Source organism: Ferruginibacter paludis, from assembly GCF_030409685.1.
In the GTDB taxonomy this organism is placed as follows: Bacteria; Bacteroidota; Bacteroidia; order Chitinophagales; family Chitinophagaceae; genus Ferruginibacter; species Ferruginibacter paludis.
On sequence record NZ_JAUFQJ010000008.1, the window covers coordinates 286072 to 305487 of the forward strand.

Here is a 19416-nt window from a genome sequence, read left to right on the forward strand (position 1 = left end):
TTGCTCAAAAAAAAATAGTATGAAATTGATTTTATCGCTTTTATTGACCATCCTGGTTATTACCGAATGCCTTTCCCAAAACAGGGGTAAAGTAGACAGCATGCAGAAGACACTGCTACACGCAACCGGGGACAGCACAAAAATAAAAGCCATTCTCAGGCTTGCCGAGCTATATGTTTATACAAACCCCGACTCCTGCCTCATGTATACATCACTGGGATTGTCGCTGGTAAAAAACGCATCTTCACAACCCAACCACGATCCTGATAAGTTTGCAATCAACGAAGCTCGTTTAAATGCACTTAGTGCTGTAGCACTTTCAGAACAACGAAATGACTCACTTGCCGTAAAATATGCATTGAAAACAGTCCGTTTAATGGAAAACATACATTCCGGGTCTCCTACGCGCCTGATCGAAAATATTGCAGAAGTGTATCAAAATATTGGGGAACCGGGTATCGCATTGGATTATTTCAGGAAAGCGGTGCAGATAGAAAAAGGATTGAATGTAAAACAGATCTGGATCGCCAACCTCGGCTCCTGCTTCTATGACTTACACCAATTCGACTCGGCGCTGTTTTACCTCAATCAGGTTGATTCAAATTTGAATATGAGTCCGAACCAGCCCTGGCCCATGCCCCATTATTACCTGGGCCTGATTAATTTAGCAAACGGCGAAAAGGAAAATGCCCTGCGGCAATTCCGAACTGCTATACAATTTGGATTAAAAAGCCGTCTGCCTCAGGACATCTGCCAGGCTTATATTGGTATTGCCAAAACTTTCCAGGCTCTTGGAAAAACGGATTCAGCCGCATGGTATGTGGAAAAAGCGCTTAGCCAGGCCAATGAAAGTTCCTTTCCAAACCAAAGCCTCGATGCAAGCAACCTGCTCGCAGATCTGTATGAATCGAAACATCAGTTTGACAGTGCTTTTAAATATCAAAAAATCGCAAATACCTTAAAAGACTCGATATACAGCAAAGAAAAAATCAAACAGGTGCAAAATTTTTCCTTCAATGAAAAACTGAGGCAACAGGAAATCACTGAGGAGCAAACAGCTTATAAAACCAAATTGGGATTTTATGCATTCGGATTTGGACTGGCTGTTGTATTGCTGTTTTTGTTCATCGTAGTGCGCAACAGTCGCCAAAAACACAAAGCCAATCTTGCGCTGGAGAAAACCCTGGCCACTCTGCGATCCACCCAGGCGCAACTCATTCAATCTGAAAAAATGGCATCACTTGGAGAACTTACTGCAGGCATTGCCCATGAAATTCAAAACCCGTTAAACTTCGTAAATAATTTTAGTGAATTGAACAGGGAGTTGATTGAAGAGCTGAACGCAGAACGCATAAAGTTCAACGCAGATAGAGATGAACAATTAGAAACTGAACTGCTGAATGATATCAAAACCAATGAAGAGAAAATTAACTACCATGGCAAACGTGCCGATGCCATTGTAAAAGGCATGCTGCAGCATAGCCGCAAAAGCACCAGCCATAAAGAACCCACCAATATCAATGCTTTGGCAGATGAATATTTGCGATTGGCTTATCATGGATTGAGAGCAAAGGACAAAGAATTTAATGCTACTATCAAAACAGATTTTGATGAAGGTATTAGTAGTATCAATATCATCCCGGAGGATATAGGAAGGGTGTTACTGAACTTATACACCAATGCTTTTTATGCAGTAGATGAAAAGAAAAAACAACAACCTGAAGGATACGAACCAACCGTTTCAGTAAGTACAAAAAAGGTTGGCGATAAAGTTGAAATAAGAGTTGCCGATAACGGCAACGGTATCCCTCAAAACATAGTAGATAAAATCTTTCAACCCTTCTTTACAACCAAACCTACAGGGCAGGGAACTGGTTTGGGTTTATCGTTGGCGTATGATATTGTGAAGGCGCATGGCGGGGAGTTGAAGGTAGATACAAGGAAGGCCCGCCCGGATGACCCGGTCGGACGGGGAGAAGAAACAACATTTATCATAACACTCTAAAGCCAGTATAATGAAACGGATTAAAAGTTATTTATTCATCCTGGTTATCCTCTTTAATTATCCGGTTGATTCATTCGGACAAAATGATACCATTCGTTTAAATAACTTTTGTGAGTTGGCATTAAAATATTCTGAAGTTAACAGGGACAGCGCTATTTATTATGCAGATATTGCTTTTTCAATTGCAGAAAAACTACATCAGAAATTTTACCAGGCAAGTATCCTGAGTGATCTTGGCTATACATTGCTGAGTAACGGAGATTATGGAACCGCATTGACTAAATTACTTGTTGCCAATAAATTAATTGAAGATAAAAACATTGCGAAGGATATTATTATCACGCCATTTTTTAGTAAGTATTTTACCAGCAATGATCCAACAATAAACAGGATAATATTATTAGGCTACATAAAAAACAGCCTGGCTATGTTGTATGGCCGCACGGAAAATTTTGATAAACAACTATCAGAGCTAAAAGAAGCAAAGACAATAATCGAAACGGAAACTACTGATCTAAATCTAAGCTATACTATCAATAATAATATTGCCAATGCTTATATAAATATGGGCAAGCTTGATTCTGCTCTTTTCTTTCAGCAAATTGTATTGAGTATAGAAAGTAAAATTGAAAATAAAAACTATGGCGGAGCATCCAATAAAGCTATTGGTGATATCCTTTTTAGAAAAGGATATTTTGACAATGCAAAAATCAATTACCTCACAGCATTAAAGCTGCTCGAAAAAAATAAAAATACATTTTACATAGCGCTTACCCAGTTTGCATTGGCAGACACGTATAGAAAATTGGGTAAGGTTGATTCAGCCTTGTATTATTCAAAAGCGGGTATTGCCAACTACAGATCTTTGGGCAGCTATGTGCCTGAAATGGAAGAAGCATACACCGCACTTGCGTTAAGTTTTAAAGATGAAAACAAGTATGACAGCGCTTTTTATTATTTACAATTGTCTAAAAAATTAAGTGATTCCATAAATGACAAAGAGATAAAAACATTGACTAATTTTCAAAACGTTGGCTTCAGGGAACAGATGAGATTGAAGGAAGCTGAAGCCGAAAGAATTAAAACAAAAAACAGAACGCAAGTATTGCTGTTATTAACCGGGTTGCTGTTGTTTTCCATTATTGCTTTTATATTATACAAGAGCAATAAAATGAAAGTCAAAACCAACCTGGCTTTAAAAGATAAAAATGATGAAATAGAAAAAACGGTAGCAGAACTCAAAACTACGCAGGTATCGCTCGCTGCAAGAAATGCAGAAAATGAATTGTTATTAAAAGAAATTCATCACCGTGTTAAAAATAATCTCGAAGTAGTATCCAGTCTTTTAGCATTACAATCCGCTCAGATTGATGACCCCTCGGTACAGTCGGCAATGTTAGCAAGCCAGAACCGTGTACATTCAATGGGCATTATCCACCAAAAACTGTATCAGGGTGAAAATTTAGCTGCCATTGAAATGCGGGATTATTTTATCCATCTCAGTGATAATATTCTCGATTCTTTCAACGCAGAGGGACACATCAAAGTGGAATGTGACATGCCTAAATTGATTTTAGATGTGGATACTGCTATTTCAGTTGGCCTTATCACTAACGAGCTATTGACTAACTCATTGAAATACGCATTCAATGAAAAAGAAAATGGAGCAATCAAAATCAGTTTGACCGAACAAGATCCGACTGGCAATAATGAAGGGGCATATTTATTGAAAATTTCAGACGATGGTATCGGCAAACCAATCAATGAAAAAACAACAGGCACGGGTTTCGGAACACAACTGGTGAATCTCTTGACAAAACAGCTGGATGGCAAATTAACCTATGAAATCAATAATGGAACGATTGTGAGTTTAATTTTTAAGAAGCCGAAATCTGTAAGGGCATAGGCTATAAAAAATGGATGAATACCTTGCATGATGAATATGTACGTCTCTCCTGCCATGGCTTCCCGGCGAAAGGCAGGTTCTTTAATATCGCTTTAAAAAACTGACAATAGTGAAACAATCTGCAACATCAGCATTATTCACAAAGATATTGGAAGAGTTTTATTAAATTTATTCAACATTATTTTTTACGCAGTACTGAAAAAAAGAAAAGCCCCTATCTCCAACAGGTGCGTGAAGAAAATGACCCCTCTGTAACCACAACAAAAAAAATCAACAGGTTGAAATTATTGTAGCGATAACGGCAACGGCATTCCTCAAAAAATAGTTGATAAGATCGGATTTATCGGTACCATACGACGTTGCAAAAGGGCATCGTTAGGAATTAACAATAGAAAGCAATGAAGGTGAATATGCAAAGTTTATTATTCAACTACCGCTAAACAGGATATCATGAAAAGTGTCACTTTTTTATTCTTTTTTGTTTCCATTCTGCAAAATAGCTTTTCGCAATATAGAAATAAAATTGATCGGCTGAATAGAGCATTAAACACATTACATGATAGTGCAAGAATAGATTGCCTGAATGAGCTAAGTGAGACATACCTAGGACTACCGGAATGGTTTTCGGAGCTGCGGGAAAGACCCCGGTTGGACTCTGCCGAAATACTCATTTCCCAAGCCCTGAAATCTGCTAAAGATATAGGTTATATATACGGCGCGGCGAAAGCTTTGTCACTAAAAGCCAAGATCGCTTTTGAGAAATATGAAGACTTTCTTCAAACAGAAGTTCTATGTCATGAAGCTGTTTACAACTATAAAAAATCTGCAAATAAAAAAGGGCTGTACAAAACTTACTATCGGTTGGGCACTGCATTGCATTCACTCAGTAGGTTTGATGATGCTGTAAATAATTTAGATACCAGTTACGTTTTAAGCAAACTGGCAGCAGACTCATTTTACGCTTTGAGTTCCGCGATTGTATCATGTATTAGTTTTGATGAAAGAGGAGACTATGCGAAAGCCTTTGAAAGGTTGCAGAGAGATCACGAGTTAATCGCAGCTAACGGCGATCCAAAGTGGAAGCTCTTGGAACTAAATAAACTTGGTGATCTGAATGCAGATATCGGAAACTATAGCACAGCAATTAATTATTATAAGCACTCATTTAGTGATAGTCAAAAAAACGACCTTAACGCAACACTGGCCCAAACCTTTGCGCTCAATAAACAATTTGATTCTGCTACAAAATATTTTAACCTCTACATACCGGATACGATCAAGCAAAGAGATTTGCGTTTTTATTTAGCATTTTCCGGTGAATTTTATTCATCGATGAATAATTACAATAAAGCGTTGCCTGATTTACTAAGAAGTTTACACTATAACAGACAATCCAAAGATGCCAACCAGATCATGCGTTTGTTAATTGATATTGCTGGAGCCTGTTTTGCTTTACAAAATATTGATGCTGCATTAAGTTACGCACAGGAGGCATTTGCCATGGCAAATCAAACCGGCGCAAAACAAGTAATAAGAGACGCTTCCAAAATCATTTCATCCGTTTATGAATACAGGAATCGTCCTGACAGCGCATATCGCTATTATAAACGGTATGTCACAATAAATGACTCCATTGTAAATAACAAATTAAAAGGACAACTCGCCTCATATGATTTTGAACAAAGAATTGAATTGTTAAATAAACAACAGGAACTTCAACAGCTACAACTGCAAAAACAGGTATTGCAAAAATATTTTCTTCTTGCAGGCATAGCTGTTTTTTTCTTAATCGCATTTATGCTTTGGCGCAATAACCTGCACAGGAAAAAAGCTTATGCATCGCTGCAAACTCAAAAAAAGCAAACCGATTTTCAAAAATTAAAAGTTGAAGAGGCGTTTGATGAATTAAAATCAGCACAGTTACAATTGGTACAACGGGAGAAAATGGCTTCGCTCGGCGAGCTCACCGCCGGCATTGCTCATGAGATACAAAACCCGTTGAACTTCGTGAATAATTTTTCTGATGTAAATAAAGAGTTACTTGAAGAAATGAAAGATGAAATGGGTAAAGGAAATTTAGAAGACGCAAACTCCCTCGCCAATGATATAATAGCAAATGAAGAAAAAATAAATCACCACGGTAAACGTGCTGATGCCATTGTAAAAGGCATGCTGCAGCATAGCCGTAGCAGCAGTGGCCAAAAAGAACCAACAGACATCAATGCTTTGTGCGATGAATATTTGCGCCTTTCCTATCATGGTTTACGTGCAAAAGACAAAAGCTTCAACGCAGATTTCAAAACAGATTTTGATGAAAGTATTGGGAAGATCAATATCATCCCTCAAGACATCGGAAGAGTGCTGCTAAATATAATCAACAATGCTTTTTACGCTGTGAATGAAAAGCAGAAAGCTGCCGATAAAAATTATAAGCCACTCGTATCAATCAAAACAAAAAGAATTGGTGATACAATTGAAATAAATGTGGAAGATAATGGCAACGGTATTCCTCAGAATATTATCAATAAAATCTTTCAACCCTTCTTTACCACCAAACCCACCGGCCAGGGAACCGGGTTGGGCTTGAGTTTAAGCTATGATATCATTAAGGCCCACGGGGGTGAAATAAAAATGGATAGCAAAGAAAATGATGGTACAATATTTACTATTCTTTTACCTGCTTTGCCTTAAATCCCCGGTATATTAAAAAATTACAATAAAATGTAGTATGTTTATTGCACCTTTTAGCATCTCCACTATCTATATTTAAAACGCCTCTTTGCCGGCAAGATTAATCGTTACAACGGTTTTCCAAAAATACTGATGGCAAAATATTGGCCAGGAATACTGCAGCAAAAGCCAGTCGCCCGTTGCATTGTTTTTTACTTATTTTTCATAAGCAATCAATAAAACCATTCATCATGTATAAACAACACCTGCTAAACGCCATCGTGAAAGAAATGAAAATATGCAAAAGGCTTTATACAAAAATTCCGAACGATAAAATGGATTTTAAAACAAAGGAAGAACTGAGGAGTATACACGAGTTGCTGCAATATTTATGCATCATCGGAACGGCGCCGTTAGACTATTGGATGAATAAAAGTGAACTGCCTTTCAATACTTATTTTGGTGAAGTAACGGTGGCTTCTAAAAAACTGCCGCACGAACAATTTCTTTCATTGATGGATGAACAGATTGACATCATCAATAAATTATTTACCCAGTTTACGGAAGATGATTTGTTTCATAAAGAAATTGTGTACCCCTGGGGCGAAAAGGGACCGTTGGGAGAAGGCATTATTTCCACCTGCATTAAATTTATGGCAGCCTACAAGCTGCAGTTATTTTTACACATAAAATTGTGCAGTGATCAAAAATTGGGAACAGCTGATGCCTGGCTGTTAACTGATTTATCTTCCTAACACTGAACTGATCTACCTATATGGAAAATAAAGAAGGCTACGTTTCAGCATCAGAAAAAATAGACCAGCTAAATAAACTTGCGTGGGAAATACGTGTAGCAGACTCCACCAGGGCCCATGAACTTAGCAGGGAAGCCTTCCAGCTTGCTGAAGAAATAAATTATGTAAAAGGGAAGGCAGAAGGATACCGCACTTTTGCTTTCACGCTGATTCGCCTTTCAAAGCACCAGGAGGCGCTTGCGTATTGTGATAAAGCATTGCCTTTATTTGAATCACTGCATGATTTGAATGGTCAGACCTCAGTTTATGAATACCATGGTATTATACAACGTAGCTACGGAAACTATGCTGCTTCATTGGATTATCTTTTTAAAGCGTTAGCCATAAGACAGCAAACTGGTAATAAAGAGGGTGAGTCGCTTACTAGTTATCACCTGGGAGCAACCTATAAGTATTTGGGCGACTTTGAAACTGCACTCACTTATCTTCTGCAAGGCTTGTCTGTAGCCCGTGAGCATGACCTGCTGATGCCAAAATCATATTGCTTAAATCTAATAGGGCTCATTTATTTTGAAATGGGTGATTTTACCAATGCAATCGAATATTACCAGGAGAGCCTCGAGTCCCGTCAAAAATTAGGCGACCTATGGGGACAAGCAGGATGCCTGGATAATATGGGCATCATACACTATAAATTAAAAGAGTATAAAAAAGCGCTGGAGTTCTGTTCGAGGGCATTGTCTATTTCTAATTCTGTAGACGATAAAAAAGGCGAGGGCAATGCGCTCGTTAACCTGGGAAATATTTGTAAAGAGTTAGCAGATTACCAAAAAGCAAATACCTATTACAATGAAAGTTTAGCCATCCGGAAGGTTATTCAGGATAAAAGAGGACAGGCTGAAGTAATGTTGTTTTTGGCAGAACTTCAATTAAAAGAAAATATTACTGAGCAACTTCGCAACAATGTGATTGCGTTACTGAATCATGCGCTGCAGTTGGGGGAAGAAATCAAAGCCCTTGATTTGCTTGCTAAAATTCATTTGGGATTCTATGAAGCCTGTAAACAATTTAATCTTCACCAGGAAGCGCTTGCACACATTGAAATCTATATTAGTTTATTTAAACAAATTCATACAGATAGTCTGAATCAAAAAATTCAACACCTTGAGATTTCTCATAAAGTAGAAAACGCAAAAAATGAGGCGGAAATATATCGGTTGCGCAATGTAGAGCTGGCTGGTTTATACGAAGAAACCAACCGGCAAAAAGAAGAAATACAATCAACCCTTACGGAACTGAAAGAAACCCAATCACAATTAATTCAGCGTGAAAAAATGGCAAGCCTTGGAGAGCTCACCGCAGGCATTGCACACGAAATTCAAAACCCCTTAAACTTTGTCAATAATTTTTCAGAAGTTAATAAAGAAATTCTGGCTGAAATGAAAGATGAACTGGAGAAAGGAAATATTGATGAAGCTAAAACACTGGCAGATGATGTAATAGCCAATGAAGAAAAAATAAATCATCATGGCAAACGTGCTGATGCGATTGTAAAAGGAATGTTGCAGCACAGTCGCAGCAGCACGGGCCATAAAGAACCAACCAATATAAATTCTTTGTGTGATGAATATCTGCGGTTGGCTTTCCACGGCCTTCGGGCAAAAGACAAAATGTTCAATGCAACATTGAAAACAGCGTATGATGAAACGATCGGTAACATCCATGTTATTCCGCAGGATATCGGCAGAGCATTATTAAATTTAATCAACAATGCCTTTTACGCTGTTGCTGAAAAGAAGATACAAGATACCGGAGAATACGAACCCACGGTTTCTGTAACTACAATAAAGAAAAATCAACTGGTAGAAATCATTGTAAGTGATAACGGAAACGGCATTCCGCAAAAGATTATTGATAAAATATTTCAACCTTTCTTTACCACCAAACCCACCGGGCAGGGAACCGGCTTAGGATTGTCATTGGCGTATGATATTGTAAAAGCGCACAGTGGGGAGTTGAAAGCGGAGACGAAAGCTGGCGAAGGAAGCATGTTCACAATTTCCTTACCCGAAAAATTGCCCGCATGATTATCTTTTCAATTTACAGAATCAAAAAAGTATGGGTAGCATGTATACTGCCATGTCTTTTGCTTTCTGGTTTTGTGTGCAGCGCCCAGAACTTTGAAGATAAAGGATATTGGTTAGCAGCTAACAACCGCTATAATGATTTACCGGTAGATTCACTCTGGTTATTTCATCCGGGAAATAGTTTGCCGGCAACAGATTCAAATAACACTGGCTGGCAATTGGTAAATACGGAGTTATTGCTGGACAGTACAAACAAGCGACTGGAAAAGCTTGGTAATGGCTGGTATGCAAAAAAAATTACTGTTCCTGACCAATTAAGAGGTAAACCAGTGGCGCTCCGCATGTGGCAATTCGGAGCATCCGAAATTTTTATGGATGGCAAATTAATTAAGCGGTATGGGATGGTTGGCAGTGAGATGAAAAATGAAAAAATTTACGTACCCCGCACACCGGTTATAATTGATTTGGATAACCAGTTTTATCATCAGCTGTTGGTGCATTATTCAAACTTTCATGCAGGCAACCCAGGTTACGCTAATCAGCACCCGGGTTTTCGATTATTGATTTCGCCTCCCTGGGTTGAGCCGGCATCTGTTTTGGCAAACACTTCGTCTTTACCGGTATCAATCGGTATCATTTTTATATTTTGCCTCTACTTTTTTTTCGTCTGGATCTTTTATCCAAAGCGATTGGCCAGCCTGATTACCATGCTATTATTGCTGGATTTTTGTGTGGTATTAACCTCTGTGTATTATTTGCTCAGCGAAAACGAATGGGCGCCGTTGGTAAGAGCAAGTAATACCGGGGCAATAACATCAGCATGGCTTAATTTCTTTGTGTTGCTTATTTTGTATGCTTTATACTACCAGGGGAAGATGCCCAGGCGCACATGGCTTGTAATTGCAGGTATGCTTGTATGTGTGGCGGGGGTAATATTTACTCATTTTTCTTTTTTATCAGTCATAGCCACATTACTGTGCTACGTTGAAATTGTCAGGATGTTTATGCTCGGGTTTAAAAATAAAGCTACCGGTTTTGGGCTTTTACTCACTGGTTTTCTCATACAGCAGGCTGGCTTTTTCCTCATAGTTCTCGACGTGTTTCACTGGTTTCCCGTTTACACTCCGGAGGTGCTTCTTATACAACTCATTTTTCCACAATTAGGGATTCCGTTGACCTACGCACTTCACCTTGCATGGGAATTCAGATCAGCAAATCGTGATTTGCGCTTAAAACTAATACAGGTAAACCAGCTCTCGCAAAAAAGCCTGGAACAGGAGCAGGAAAAACAGCAAATTCTTGCCGCCCAAAACGAGACACTCGAAAAACAGGTTGGAGAAAGAACGGCAGCCTTAAGCCAATCACTATCAGAACTTAAATCCACTCAGTCACAACTTATACAATCAGAAAAGATGGCCTCACTCGGGGAGTTAACGGCCGGCATAGCACACGAAATTCAGAACCCATTGAACTTTGTCAATAATTTTAGTGAAGTAAATAAAGAAATGATTGATGAATTACAAACTGAATTAAAGTCCGGCAATGTTGACGAAGCAATAAATATCTCAAATGATATCAAAGCAAATGAAGAAAAAATAAACCATCATGGTAAACGTGCCGACGCCATTGTAAAAGGAATGCTGCAACATTCAAGGCAAACAACAGGTACAAAAGAACCAACAGATATCAATGCATTGTGCGATGAATATTTACGTTTATCCTACCACGGTCTTCGTGCAAAAGACAAATCTTTTAATACAACAATGAGCACAGCATTTGATGAAGGTATCGGAAAAATAAATATCATCCCGCAGGATATTGGAAGGGTATTATTAAATTTATTTAACAATGCTTTTTATGCGGTTACAGAAAAAAAGCTGGTAGCTGATGAAAGTTATCATCCTTCTGTTCTGGTGCAAACAAAAAAAGCAAATGGGGGCTTTACTATATCCATTAGTGACAACGGTAACGGCATTCCGAAAAACATTATAGACAAAATATTTCAACCCTTTTTCACCACCAAACCTACAGGCCAGGGAACGGGTTTAGGCTTATCATTGGCCTACGATATTGTAAAGGCACACGGCGGAGAATTGAAGGTGGAGACGACGGAAGGTAACGGAAGTAAGTTTATCATTCAATTACCAAATTAAAAGGCAGAAATTAAAAACGTTTCCAATCACAATTCTGTCCTTGTTGTTGGAGGAACGATCTTTTAAACAGGCAGGCGGGACAGACCTAATACGGGATAACGTTCAACATAAACTGGCAATTGCAAAAGATGATAAAAGCCGTAAGCTCATTGTGACAGCATTACCGAAGTTTTATATAGGTTCCATTTTAACTCCACTAAGCTTTATAGTGGTAAAGCGCTGAAATTAACCACTGCTGCCCCACCGGCAAGGCTGAAGGAAGAAGCCTGGTGAAAGAAAAGGACTGAAAAATATAGGTGGATACCAGCCGTGATAGCCGGTAGGTAAACGTATCCTGTTTAAAGAGGGCTATTTCTTTTATGCAATAAATACGGTAACTTTAAAAGAGTTGTTTCTTTAAAAATTGGGTATGAAAGATGCCCCTTCCAAAAACAACTTATCCATGAGCAAGCACAACGATTCATTTTCAATTATCAAATACATACAAATGAAAATATTTCTGCGATCCATGGCTGCTGCCTGCTTGCTTTTTATTGCTATTTGCACCCGGTGCCAACCGCCTTCGTCTGTGACAGCATCGCTAAAAAAAGTTTCCCCCGGCTTGTTTGACAGCGACCAGGTACTGGAAATTACCCTCTCCGGCAACCTTCGTGACTTGCTAAATGACAGAACGGAAAACCCCCAGTTATATCCAATTAACATTGCCTGCCGGCAGGATGACAGCTCAGAAGTAACGCTTAATGCCCAGGGAAAAACCCGCGGACATTTTCGTAAGCTGAAAGAGAATTGTTTGTATCCGCCTTTGTCAATACATTTTACACAAAACGATCTTTTTAAATTATCTGTGTTTAAAGACCAGGATAAAATAAAACTGGTAATGCCCTGCCAGGGCGACGAATATGTGATAAGGGAATGGCTGGTGTACAAACTCTATAACCTGGTTACGCCTAAAAGTTTTAGGGCGAGGTTGGTAAAAATAAATATGCTGGATAATAACGGCAAAAAAATGGCAGCGTCATTTTTTGCCGTTTTCCTGGAAGAAGAAAAGCAAATGGCTAAAAGAAATAACAGCATTCCTCTATCAAAAAAATTACAACCAGAAGATACCGAAACCGATTCGTTTTTAATGATGTCAGTTTTTGAATACCTCATTGGTAATACAGATTGGTCGGTTCAATACCTGCAGAATATTAAACTGATAGCCGCCGACTCCAATGCAATACCAGTAGCTGTTCCATACGATTTTGATCATGCCGGAATCGTTAACACGCCCTATGCAAAACCCGCAGAAGAGCTATTGATGAATAGTGTAAGAGAGCGGCGGTACAGAGGCTATTGCATAAACAATTTTTCAAAATTCGACAGTGCCGTTGCTTTATACAACCATATTAAAAACGACATCTATTCAATTTATACAAACTGTACTTTGCTGGATGAAAAATATAAAAAAACTACCGTTAAATACCTGGATGAATTTTATGCCGTAATAAACAACGCAGCCAAAATGAAAAAAGAATTCGGTTATCCCTGTGATAAAAACGGTACCGGCAATGTAGTGATAAAAGGGCTGAAAGAAGATTGAATGGTTATTTTACAATACCGCCGGGCAAATACTTAAAAAACAATACCGTAGCTGCTCCTTCGCCCCCTTCGTTGCTGATATACAAATCGCCCTTGCTGTTAAAACTGATACCTTCCGGTTGATTGAACAGCGCCGGGTTGAGTTTAAAATAGGTTTTAACTTTCCAATCCCCGTCTAACACCAGCAACAGTTTATTTACCGATGAGATGATGAACCATTCTTTTGTTACAGGATGCTTTGCAATACCGGATGGATGAAATTTAATTTTTCCATCCTCATCCTTTGCCTGTATGGCTGATATATCTATCTGAAAAGAGTTTAGCATATGCAATGAATCCAATGCTGCCGGTTGCAATTTGTAAACAGATACTTCCTTTTTCTGCTTATCGCCCGGGCAGTTTTTACATAACGTGATAAGTGTATTATCATCGGCAAACAAACCTTCATATTCGCCTTCAGGCAAAATGTGGTCGTAAATCTGCACACTGTCTATCTTTTCATTTTGCATAGCCGCTTCACGAAAAAGGAAAATTGAACCATCGCTTTTTAGTACAGCAACCTGGTTGTTTTTTAAAATGGTCACATCTTCATAATCTCCCTTCTTTCCAAATTTTGAATACCGGAGCGCTTTGTCGTTCATTGAAAAAGAAAACAGTTTTCCATCTTCATCCTCAATAGCCAATAATGAACTGTCGGTTTGTTTATCAACTGCAATCCCTGAAATTTCATGTAAAACTGCTGGCAATGTTTTTTTTGAAGGGCGGGTAAAGTCGTACCCCGCCGGGCTTCCAAATTGTGCGGAGCTGTTACAATTGGCACATACCAATACTGTCATTAAACAAAAAAAACTGTTTGCTGATAGTAAGATAGGTTTAAGCATACGTGCATGTTAATAGTACTGTTACCTGTAAACAATAGCAGAGATGGCATACGCAACCACAGCTGCAATAAGGCCGTACATAAAAATGGTGTACGAAATCCGCAATAAGCGATATTTGCGGCCCAGCACTTTTCCTTGCCAGAAAATGTCCTTTGTAAGACTGCCGTATAAAAATTCGCTGTCACCCATCATTGCCTTGATACCTTCGTTGTACTCCCTGAAATTCATCTTGTAAAAGCTGCCGAAATACAACAGGTTGACCGATTTCTTTTCTACCTGCTCTTTGGTAAATTCGCCATCTCCAATATGTGGGCGGGTGGCCAGTACAGAATAAATAATAGTAGTTACACTCACCGCCAGCAAAATAAACGAGGGTATCAGCACATGCGGATTTTCATCCGGATTTTTTAAAACCAATCCCAGTAAAACAGAAAGAATAATAGAGTTTACCGTAATCATTATATGGGCCTTATTATCCGCCATTACACTTATCCGCACATTATTGGCCGCTGATATCCTGAACATGGTTTCAATCCCTTTTACAGGCTTGTCTTTTTCTTTTATTTTATTTTTCTTTCCAGGGATGCCGCTATCGGCGGCACTACCAGCCTCGTTCAATGGTTCTGCAGCCGCCCGTTGCAGTTCCAGTAATTTTTCCTGTTGTTTACTTTTTAACCAGGCGAGGTTTTGCGCCTTGGTTTCATTGAGTAACTCCTGGCAATAAGTTGTATGGTATCGGTGATTTTCAAGCAAGCTGACGGACGACGCCCGCCAGGCAATCCCGTCTATTTTTGTGTTTGTTCTTGCTTCTGTTTCCTTTTTCAGTTGTTTGTTTTTTTCTTTAAACTCAGCAGTGCCAAGGTTAAACAAATCGGCATCGCAAATAATCTGTTCTTCCAGTGTCTGTGGCTGCTGCGGCATTTTTGTTGCCAGTATGCACCTTTTTATGGCCGCGATATCGGCCTGTTCTACGCCGGCTTGCTGAAAAAATTCATCCGCCAGGGTGGCACTTTTATCTTCATGCAATAAGTCACCTGGCACCAGTATGCCGGAATCATGAAAACAAGCCGCGGCACAAACAATAAAGAACAACTGATCGTTCAGCTGGTAATGTGCGGCAATTTTCTTCGCATTGTCCAGCACTTCCATAGCATGCTGATAGTTGTGATAGTACAAGTTTTTTGCAGCATTCAGCCTGTACAATTCACTGATATAATTTTCCGCCTTGTTTAAAATTTCACCGTACTGCATGTTGTGTAAAATATCAGGGATGGTTGATTGCCGCATTTCAAATCCTCATATTCCGGTATAAATATATTAATATCGTGTGATTAAAATCAATTAAAAACCAAAGAGCCTGTTTACTTTAACGAGTTTGTATAACGAGGTAAACAAAATGACAGGGCTGATAGAATCCAGGCAGAGACGCTTAATATATAAACAAAGCCTTTACGTTTTAGTTGTTTGGCTGATAAGCTTTTTGCATAAGCAAAAGGTGCTTTATTTTCTTTAATTTAGTTGAACAAATGGCAGTTACGGTTATCACCTTTTTTTCCCGTGATACATTTAACACAATAAGACACCAATGGATTTACAGATTTTTATTGCATTTTTTATCATCCTGCGGCTGCGCAAAAAATTTAAGACAAAAACAGCCTTCCCCCAATGGGAAAAAATACTGCTTGGGCTTATGTTTGTGTGCATTGCGTTATTTACGGTGCAGGCTTCATTTAATTTTTTAAAGCCGCTTTCCGGCTGGATTGCAAATGGCGTAGTGGCCGTTGTTTTGGGGATCATTTATTTAAATGATGAATTTAGTTCCGAGCGGCCTACGATGTTTGCAGTACTGCCGTTGATTTTAGTAAGTTTTGTAGAAGACGTTTTTAAATTGATCAGCATTTCATTTTACAATAAGATTCATTATTTTTTTGAAGCCGCCAGTTTTTTTGCTTTTATCTGGATGATAGCCTTGTTAATCATCAATAACAAACAAAGAAAGGCACTTATAAAAGAGCAATCAAAAACGCACGAAGAAGAGCAAAAGAATAAATTCATGGCTTCCATGAAAGCCCAACTGGAAATACAAGTGGCAGAACGCACAGCAGAACTGACCAGTCAAAAAGAAACGCTGGAAGAGGCATTGACTGAATTAAAGACCACCCAGGCGCAGCTGATTCAATCAGAAAAACTGGCATCGCTGGGCGAACTAACAGCCGGCATAGCTCACGAAATTCAAAACCCGTTAAACTTCATTAATAATTTTTCGGAAGTAAACACTGAACTAATTGAAGAAATGAAGGAGGCGATCGCCAAAGGAGATTCGGAAGAAGTACTTGCCATTGCAGCCGACATTGCGGCAAATGAGCAAAAAATAAATCATCATGGCAAAAGGGCGGATTCAATTGTGAAAGGCATGCTGCAGCACAGCCGCAACAGCAATGGTATTAAAGAACCAACCGATATCAACAAACTGGCAGATGAATATTTAAGACTGGCCTACCATGGTTTGCGGGCAAAAGACAAATCGTTCAACGCCGCAATGAAAACAGATTTTGACCGCTACATCCCCCCTATCAACGTAATTCCACAGGATATTGGCCGCGTAATTTTAAACTTAATTACCAATGCGTTCTACGCGGCCTCACAACCTTCCGCATTACCTGACGATACAGTTGCAGCAAACCATAAAACCCCGACAGTTTGGGTTACTACGGCGCTGATACCGCCAACGGAAGATGAAGGAACCCTTGTTTCCCTTACGGTGAGAGATAACGGGCCCGGCATTCCGGCAAATATTATGGATAAGATATTTCAACCGTTTTTTACCACCAAACCCACGGGCCAGGGCACCGGGCTTGGTTTAAGCATGAGTTATGATATCATTACCAAGGGTCATGGCGGCCAATTGACCGTTCATACATCAGAAGGAACAGGAACAGAATTCACTATATTATTACCAGCATAAATGCTATATATTTAACCAATGAAAATACTAGTAGTAGATGACGAACGGGATATTCAAACCCTGTTTGAGCAACGGTTCAGAAAAGAGATAAAAGACAAATCGCTTGAATTTGTTTTCGCATTTTCAGGTGAAGACGCTTTGATATATTTAAATCAACACGAGCATGAAGCCGTATTAATTTTAAGCGATATCAATATGCCTGGCATGAGTGGGCTGGAATTACTGGGACACATCAAACAAAAATACCACAAACCACCTCCAATGGTGATGATGATTACTGCTTACGGTGACGCGGAAAATTTTAATATGGCCAAACAACTGGGTGCCGACGATTTTTTAACCAAGCCGGTTGACTTTACTTTATTAAAAGAAAAATTTAAATTGATTTACTGATGGCAAAAATATTGGTAGCAGATGACGAGGCAGATTTGGAAATGCTCATCAAACAAAAATTCAGGCAGAAGATAAGGGAGCAGCAATACGAATTTATTTTTGCTGCCAATGGCAATGATGCCCTGGATAAAATACAGCAGCATCCGGATGTTGACATTGTATTGAGCGACATTAATATGCCGGAAATGGATGGCCTGACATTACTCAGCAGGCTCAATGAATCAAGCCCGCTTATAAAATCGGTCATTGTTTCGGCCTATGGCGATATGGAAAATATTCGCACGGCAATGAACCGCGGCGCTTTCGATTTTATAACCAAACCAATTAACTTTGAAGACCTCTCGCTCACGATTATAAAAACAATTAAACATGTTACCCAGTTAAGGGAAACGCTGAAAGCCATCAAAGAAAATAACATCCTTAAAATGTATGTGGACGAAACCGTGCTGAATTTTATGGGCAGTCATGAATTTGAGTCGTCACTTACTGCCAATGAAACGATTGACGCCACTGTTGTTTTTATGGATATCTGCAGCTTTACTTCCATCAGCGAAACCGAATCGCCCGATACCGTCGTTAAATTATTGAATAAATATTTCGACGTGATGGTTAAAGAAGTAATTGCAAATGAGGGCTACATCGATAAATTTATTGGCGATGCGATAATGGCTGTGTTCAGGGGCAAGTACCATTTAGACCGGGCGATTGATGCCTGCCTCGCCGCAAAAGCACAGGTAGAAAAGTTGCCATCACTTAACGATAAAGTTGCATTTACGCCGAAGGTTTCCATCGGTATCAACAGCGGTGAGATGATTTCCGGCAACATCGGGGCAGCCAGTCTGCGCAGGCTGGATTATACCGTTATTGGTGATACTGTTAATACAGCACAGCGACTGCAGGCCGCTGCCACACCAGGCCAGATATTAATCAGCGAACAGACCTATGAAAAAATAAAGGAGTCTTTTAACTGCCGTAAAGTAGGAGAAATTTCGCTTAAAAATAAAGCACATCCGATGAATGTGTATGAGGTACTGGATTGATTTGTTTATCTCGGCCTGTAAATGAATTCTACCATTTTTCACAAAATTAATTGAAGCTGATGTAAGGAAAAGAGTCATGTATATGGCTGCTCATTGCTGCACCAACCAGCATGACTCTATTGTCATCAACAAATTAAAATTGTTCTTTACTCATGTATACACAGTATTGGTATGGTGGTATGATATAACAATTGTTGCGTTTGGCTGCGGGCGAATATTTTTTGTACCACAGAGTGTTTTTTGGGTATCACTACAATCCAGTCTAATTTAGAATGAATTGCAAAATTGTTTAGTCCGTTGATAACATCGGCAGACTCTATGCTGTGATATTCTGGTTTAAGCTCCTTCAGCATTTCAGATAACACAAAACTTTCTTTTAGCATCCCTGGTTGAAAATGCATGTTCTCAAAATCTACATTTAATACATGCAGCTCAGCCCTGAAATCTGTTACGATTTTTTTGAGCAGTGCTAATGGCGTAGACTCTACGACTTTTTTATAATCACAGGCCAGTCCTATTTTCCGGATGGGAATAAACTCAGCTTTGGGCGGCACTACCAGTATCGGGTATTTTAAATAGTGAATTGCCTTGATGGTGTTACTGCCTACAATCAAACGGGTAAGTGCGTTCTTGCCTGACAGGCCCATCACAACAAGACTGGGGTTGATTTCAGCGCACAAGGTTTGCAGGCCAGTTTCGAGTGTGATCATTTCTGCTTTTATATTAATGTTGATGCTGCCCCGCACCTTTGCCTTTGTGTTTTCTTTAAGAATTTCCAGCTCATGAATGGCTGCTTTTTGCATTTCGCCCACATCAAATACCGGGTAGGCATATTCACTTAATGCAACCGGAATTTCGTACGCATTGTACAGTAAAAGATCGGCGCCATAAAACGCGGCCAGGTTGCCGGCAAACTCAGCTGCGTTGGCAGCTGTTGTTGAAAAATCTACAGGAACTATGATGGCTTTCATGATAAACTT

The 19416-nt window shown here is 39.3% G+C and carries 13 protein-coding genes; 10 read left to right on the top strand and 3 right to left on the bottom strand.

Features of this window, described 5'->3' with window-relative positions; all coding sequences use genetic code 11:
• Positions 1 to 19 precede the first annotated feature (19 nt).
• From QWZ08_RS16625 to QWZ08_RS16655, 7 genes are all read left to right on the top strand, one after another.
• Positions 20 to 2005 carry a tetratricopeptide repeat-containing sensor histidine kinase gene (locus QWZ08_RS16625; RefSeq protein ID WP_290338620.1) on the top strand — a complete coding sequence of 662 codons (1986 nt, stop codon included), beginning with the start codon at positions 20 to 22 and terminating at the stop codon, positions 2003 to 2005.
• Between the two features lie 10 nt (positions 2006 to 2015).
• Positions 2016 to 3911 carry a histidine kinase dimerization/phosphoacceptor domain -containing protein gene (locus tag QWZ08_RS16630; protein ID WP_290338621.1) on the top strand — a complete coding sequence of 632 codons (1896 nt, stop codon included), beginning with the start codon at positions 2016 to 2018 and terminating at the stop codon, positions 3909 to 3911.
• Positions 3912 to 4361: 450 nt separating this feature from the next.
• Positions 4362 to 6602: an ATP-binding protein gene (locus tag QWZ08_RS16635; protein WP_290338622.1), complete on the top strand. Its 2241-nt coding sequence runs from the start codon at positions 4362 to 4364 to the stop codon at positions 6600 to 6602.
• Between the two features lie 230 nt (positions 6603 to 6832).
• Positions 6833 to 7336, top strand: coding sequence for a hypothetical protein (locus tag QWZ08_RS16640; protein WP_290338623.1), 504 nt, complete (start codon positions 6833 to 6835; stop codon positions 7334 to 7336).
• Positions 7337 to 7356: 20 nt separating this feature from the next.
• Positions 7357 to 9423, top strand: a complete 2067-nt coding sequence (locus QWZ08_RS16645) for a tetratricopeptide repeat protein (RefSeq protein WP_290338624.1) — start codon at positions 7357 to 7359, stop codon at positions 9421 to 9423.
• Positions 9420 to 11576: an ATP-binding protein gene (locus QWZ08_RS16650; RefSeq protein ID WP_290338625.1), complete on the top strand. Its 2157-nt coding sequence runs from the start codon at positions 9420 to 9422 to the stop codon at positions 11574 to 11576. The genes QWZ08_RS16645 and QWZ08_RS16650 overlap by 4 nt, the downstream gene beginning before the upstream one ends.
• Before the next feature lie 409 nt (positions 11577 to 11985).
• Complete coding sequence (locus tag QWZ08_RS16655; protein WP_290338626.1) at positions 11986 to 13158, top strand: hypothetical protein; 1173 nt, start codon at positions 11986 to 11988, stop codon at positions 13156 to 13158.
• A gap of 4 nt (positions 13159 to 13162) precedes the next feature.
• On the opposite strand, the gene QWZ08_RS16660 is transcribed toward QWZ08_RS16655, so the two are convergent.
• Both QWZ08_RS16660 and QWZ08_RS16665 read right to left on the bottom strand, forming a co-directional pair.
• Positions 13163 to 13993: an SdiA-regulated domain-containing protein gene (locus tag QWZ08_RS16660; protein ID WP_290338627.1), complete on the bottom strand. Its 831-nt coding sequence runs from the start codon at positions 13991 to 13993 to the stop codon at positions 13163 to 13165.
• A gap of 66 nt (positions 13994 to 14059) precedes the next feature.
• A complete protein-coding gene (locus QWZ08_RS16665) occupies positions 14060 to 15325 on the bottom strand; it encodes a Pycsar system effector family protein (RefSeq protein ID WP_290338628.1) in 1266 nt (421 codons plus the stop codon).
• A 298-nt stretch (positions 15326 to 15623) separates the two neighbouring features.
• Here QWZ08_RS16665 and QWZ08_RS16670 point away from each other — a divergent pair, with 298 nt between their 5' ends.
• The 3 genes from QWZ08_RS16670 to QWZ08_RS16680 are packed head-to-tail and all read left to right on the top strand — an operon-like array spanning position 15624 to position 18436.
• Positions 15624 to 17003 carry a sensor histidine kinase gene (locus tag QWZ08_RS16670; protein ID WP_290338629.1) on the top strand — a complete coding sequence of 460 codons (1380 nt, stop codon included), beginning with the start codon at positions 15624 to 15626 and terminating at the stop codon, positions 17001 to 17003.
• Positions 17004 to 17021: 18 nt separating this feature from the next.
• Positions 17022 to 17396, top strand: a complete 375-nt coding sequence (locus QWZ08_RS16675; protein WP_290338630.1) for a response regulator — start codon at positions 17022 to 17024, stop codon at positions 17394 to 17396.
• Positions 17396 to 18436: an adenylate/guanylate cyclase domain-containing protein gene (locus tag QWZ08_RS16680; protein WP_290338632.1), complete on the top strand. Its 1041-nt coding sequence runs from the start codon at positions 17396 to 17398 to the stop codon at positions 18434 to 18436. The genes QWZ08_RS16675 and QWZ08_RS16680 overlap by 1 nt, the downstream gene beginning before the upstream one ends.
• A gap of 146 nt (positions 18437 to 18582) precedes the next feature.
• Here the strand turns inward: QWZ08_RS16680 and QWZ08_RS16685 are convergent, their stop codons facing one another.
• Positions 18583 to 19407: a universal stress protein gene (locus QWZ08_RS16685; protein ID WP_290338633.1), complete on the bottom strand. Its 825-nt coding sequence runs from the start codon at positions 19405 to 19407 to the stop codon at positions 18583 to 18585.
• Between the last annotated feature and the right edge of the window lie 9 nt (positions 19408 to 19416).

Bases quoted from the DNA above. Each gene is read 5' to 3' on its own strand.
- QWZ08_RS16625 (WP_290338620.1), top strand. From the start codon at position 20: ATGAAATTGATTTTATCGCTTTTATTGACCATCCTGGTTATTACCGAA.
- QWZ08_RS16630 (WP_290338621.1), top strand. From the start codon at position 2,016: ATGAAACGGATTAAAAGTTATTTATTCATCCTGGTTATCCTCTTTAAT.
- QWZ08_RS16635 (WP_290338622.1), top strand. From the start codon at position 4,362: ATGAAAAGTGTCACTTTTTTATTCTTTTTTGTTTCCATTCTGCAAAAT.
- QWZ08_RS16640 (WP_290338623.1), top strand. From the start codon at position 6,833: ATGTATAAACAACACCTGCTAAACGCCATCGTGAAAGAAATGAAAATA.
- QWZ08_RS16645 (WP_290338624.1), top strand. From the start codon at position 7,357: ATGGAAAATAAAGAAGGCTACGTTTCAGCATCAGAAAAAATAGACCAG.
- QWZ08_RS16650 (WP_290338625.1), top strand. From the start codon at position 9,420: ATGATTATCTTTTCAATTTACAGAATCAAAAAAGTATGGGTAGCATGT.
- QWZ08_RS16655 (WP_290338626.1), top strand. From the start codon at position 11,986: ATGAAAGATGCCCCTTCCAAAAACAACTTATCCATGAGCAAGCACAAC.
- QWZ08_RS16660 (WP_290338627.1), bottom strand. From the start codon at position 13,993: ATGACAGTATTGGTATGTGCCAATTGTAACAGCTCCGCACAATTTGGA.
- QWZ08_RS16665 (WP_290338628.1), bottom strand. From the start codon at position 15,325: ATGCGGCAATCAACCATCCCTGATATTTTACACAACATGCAGTACGGT.
- QWZ08_RS16670 (WP_290338629.1), top strand. From the start codon at position 15,624: ATGGATTTACAGATTTTTATTGCATTTTTTATCATCCTGCGGCTGCGC.
- QWZ08_RS16675 (WP_290338630.1), top strand. From the start codon at position 17,022: ATGAAAATACTAGTAGTAGATGACGAACGGGATATTCAAACCCTGTTT.
- QWZ08_RS16680 (WP_290338632.1), top strand. From the start codon at position 17,396: ATGGCAAAAATATTGGTAGCAGATGACGAGGCAGATTTGGAAATGCTC.
- QWZ08_RS16685 (WP_290338633.1), bottom strand. From the start codon at position 19,407: ATGAAAGCCATCATAGTTCCTGTAGATTTTTCAACAACAGCTGCCAAC.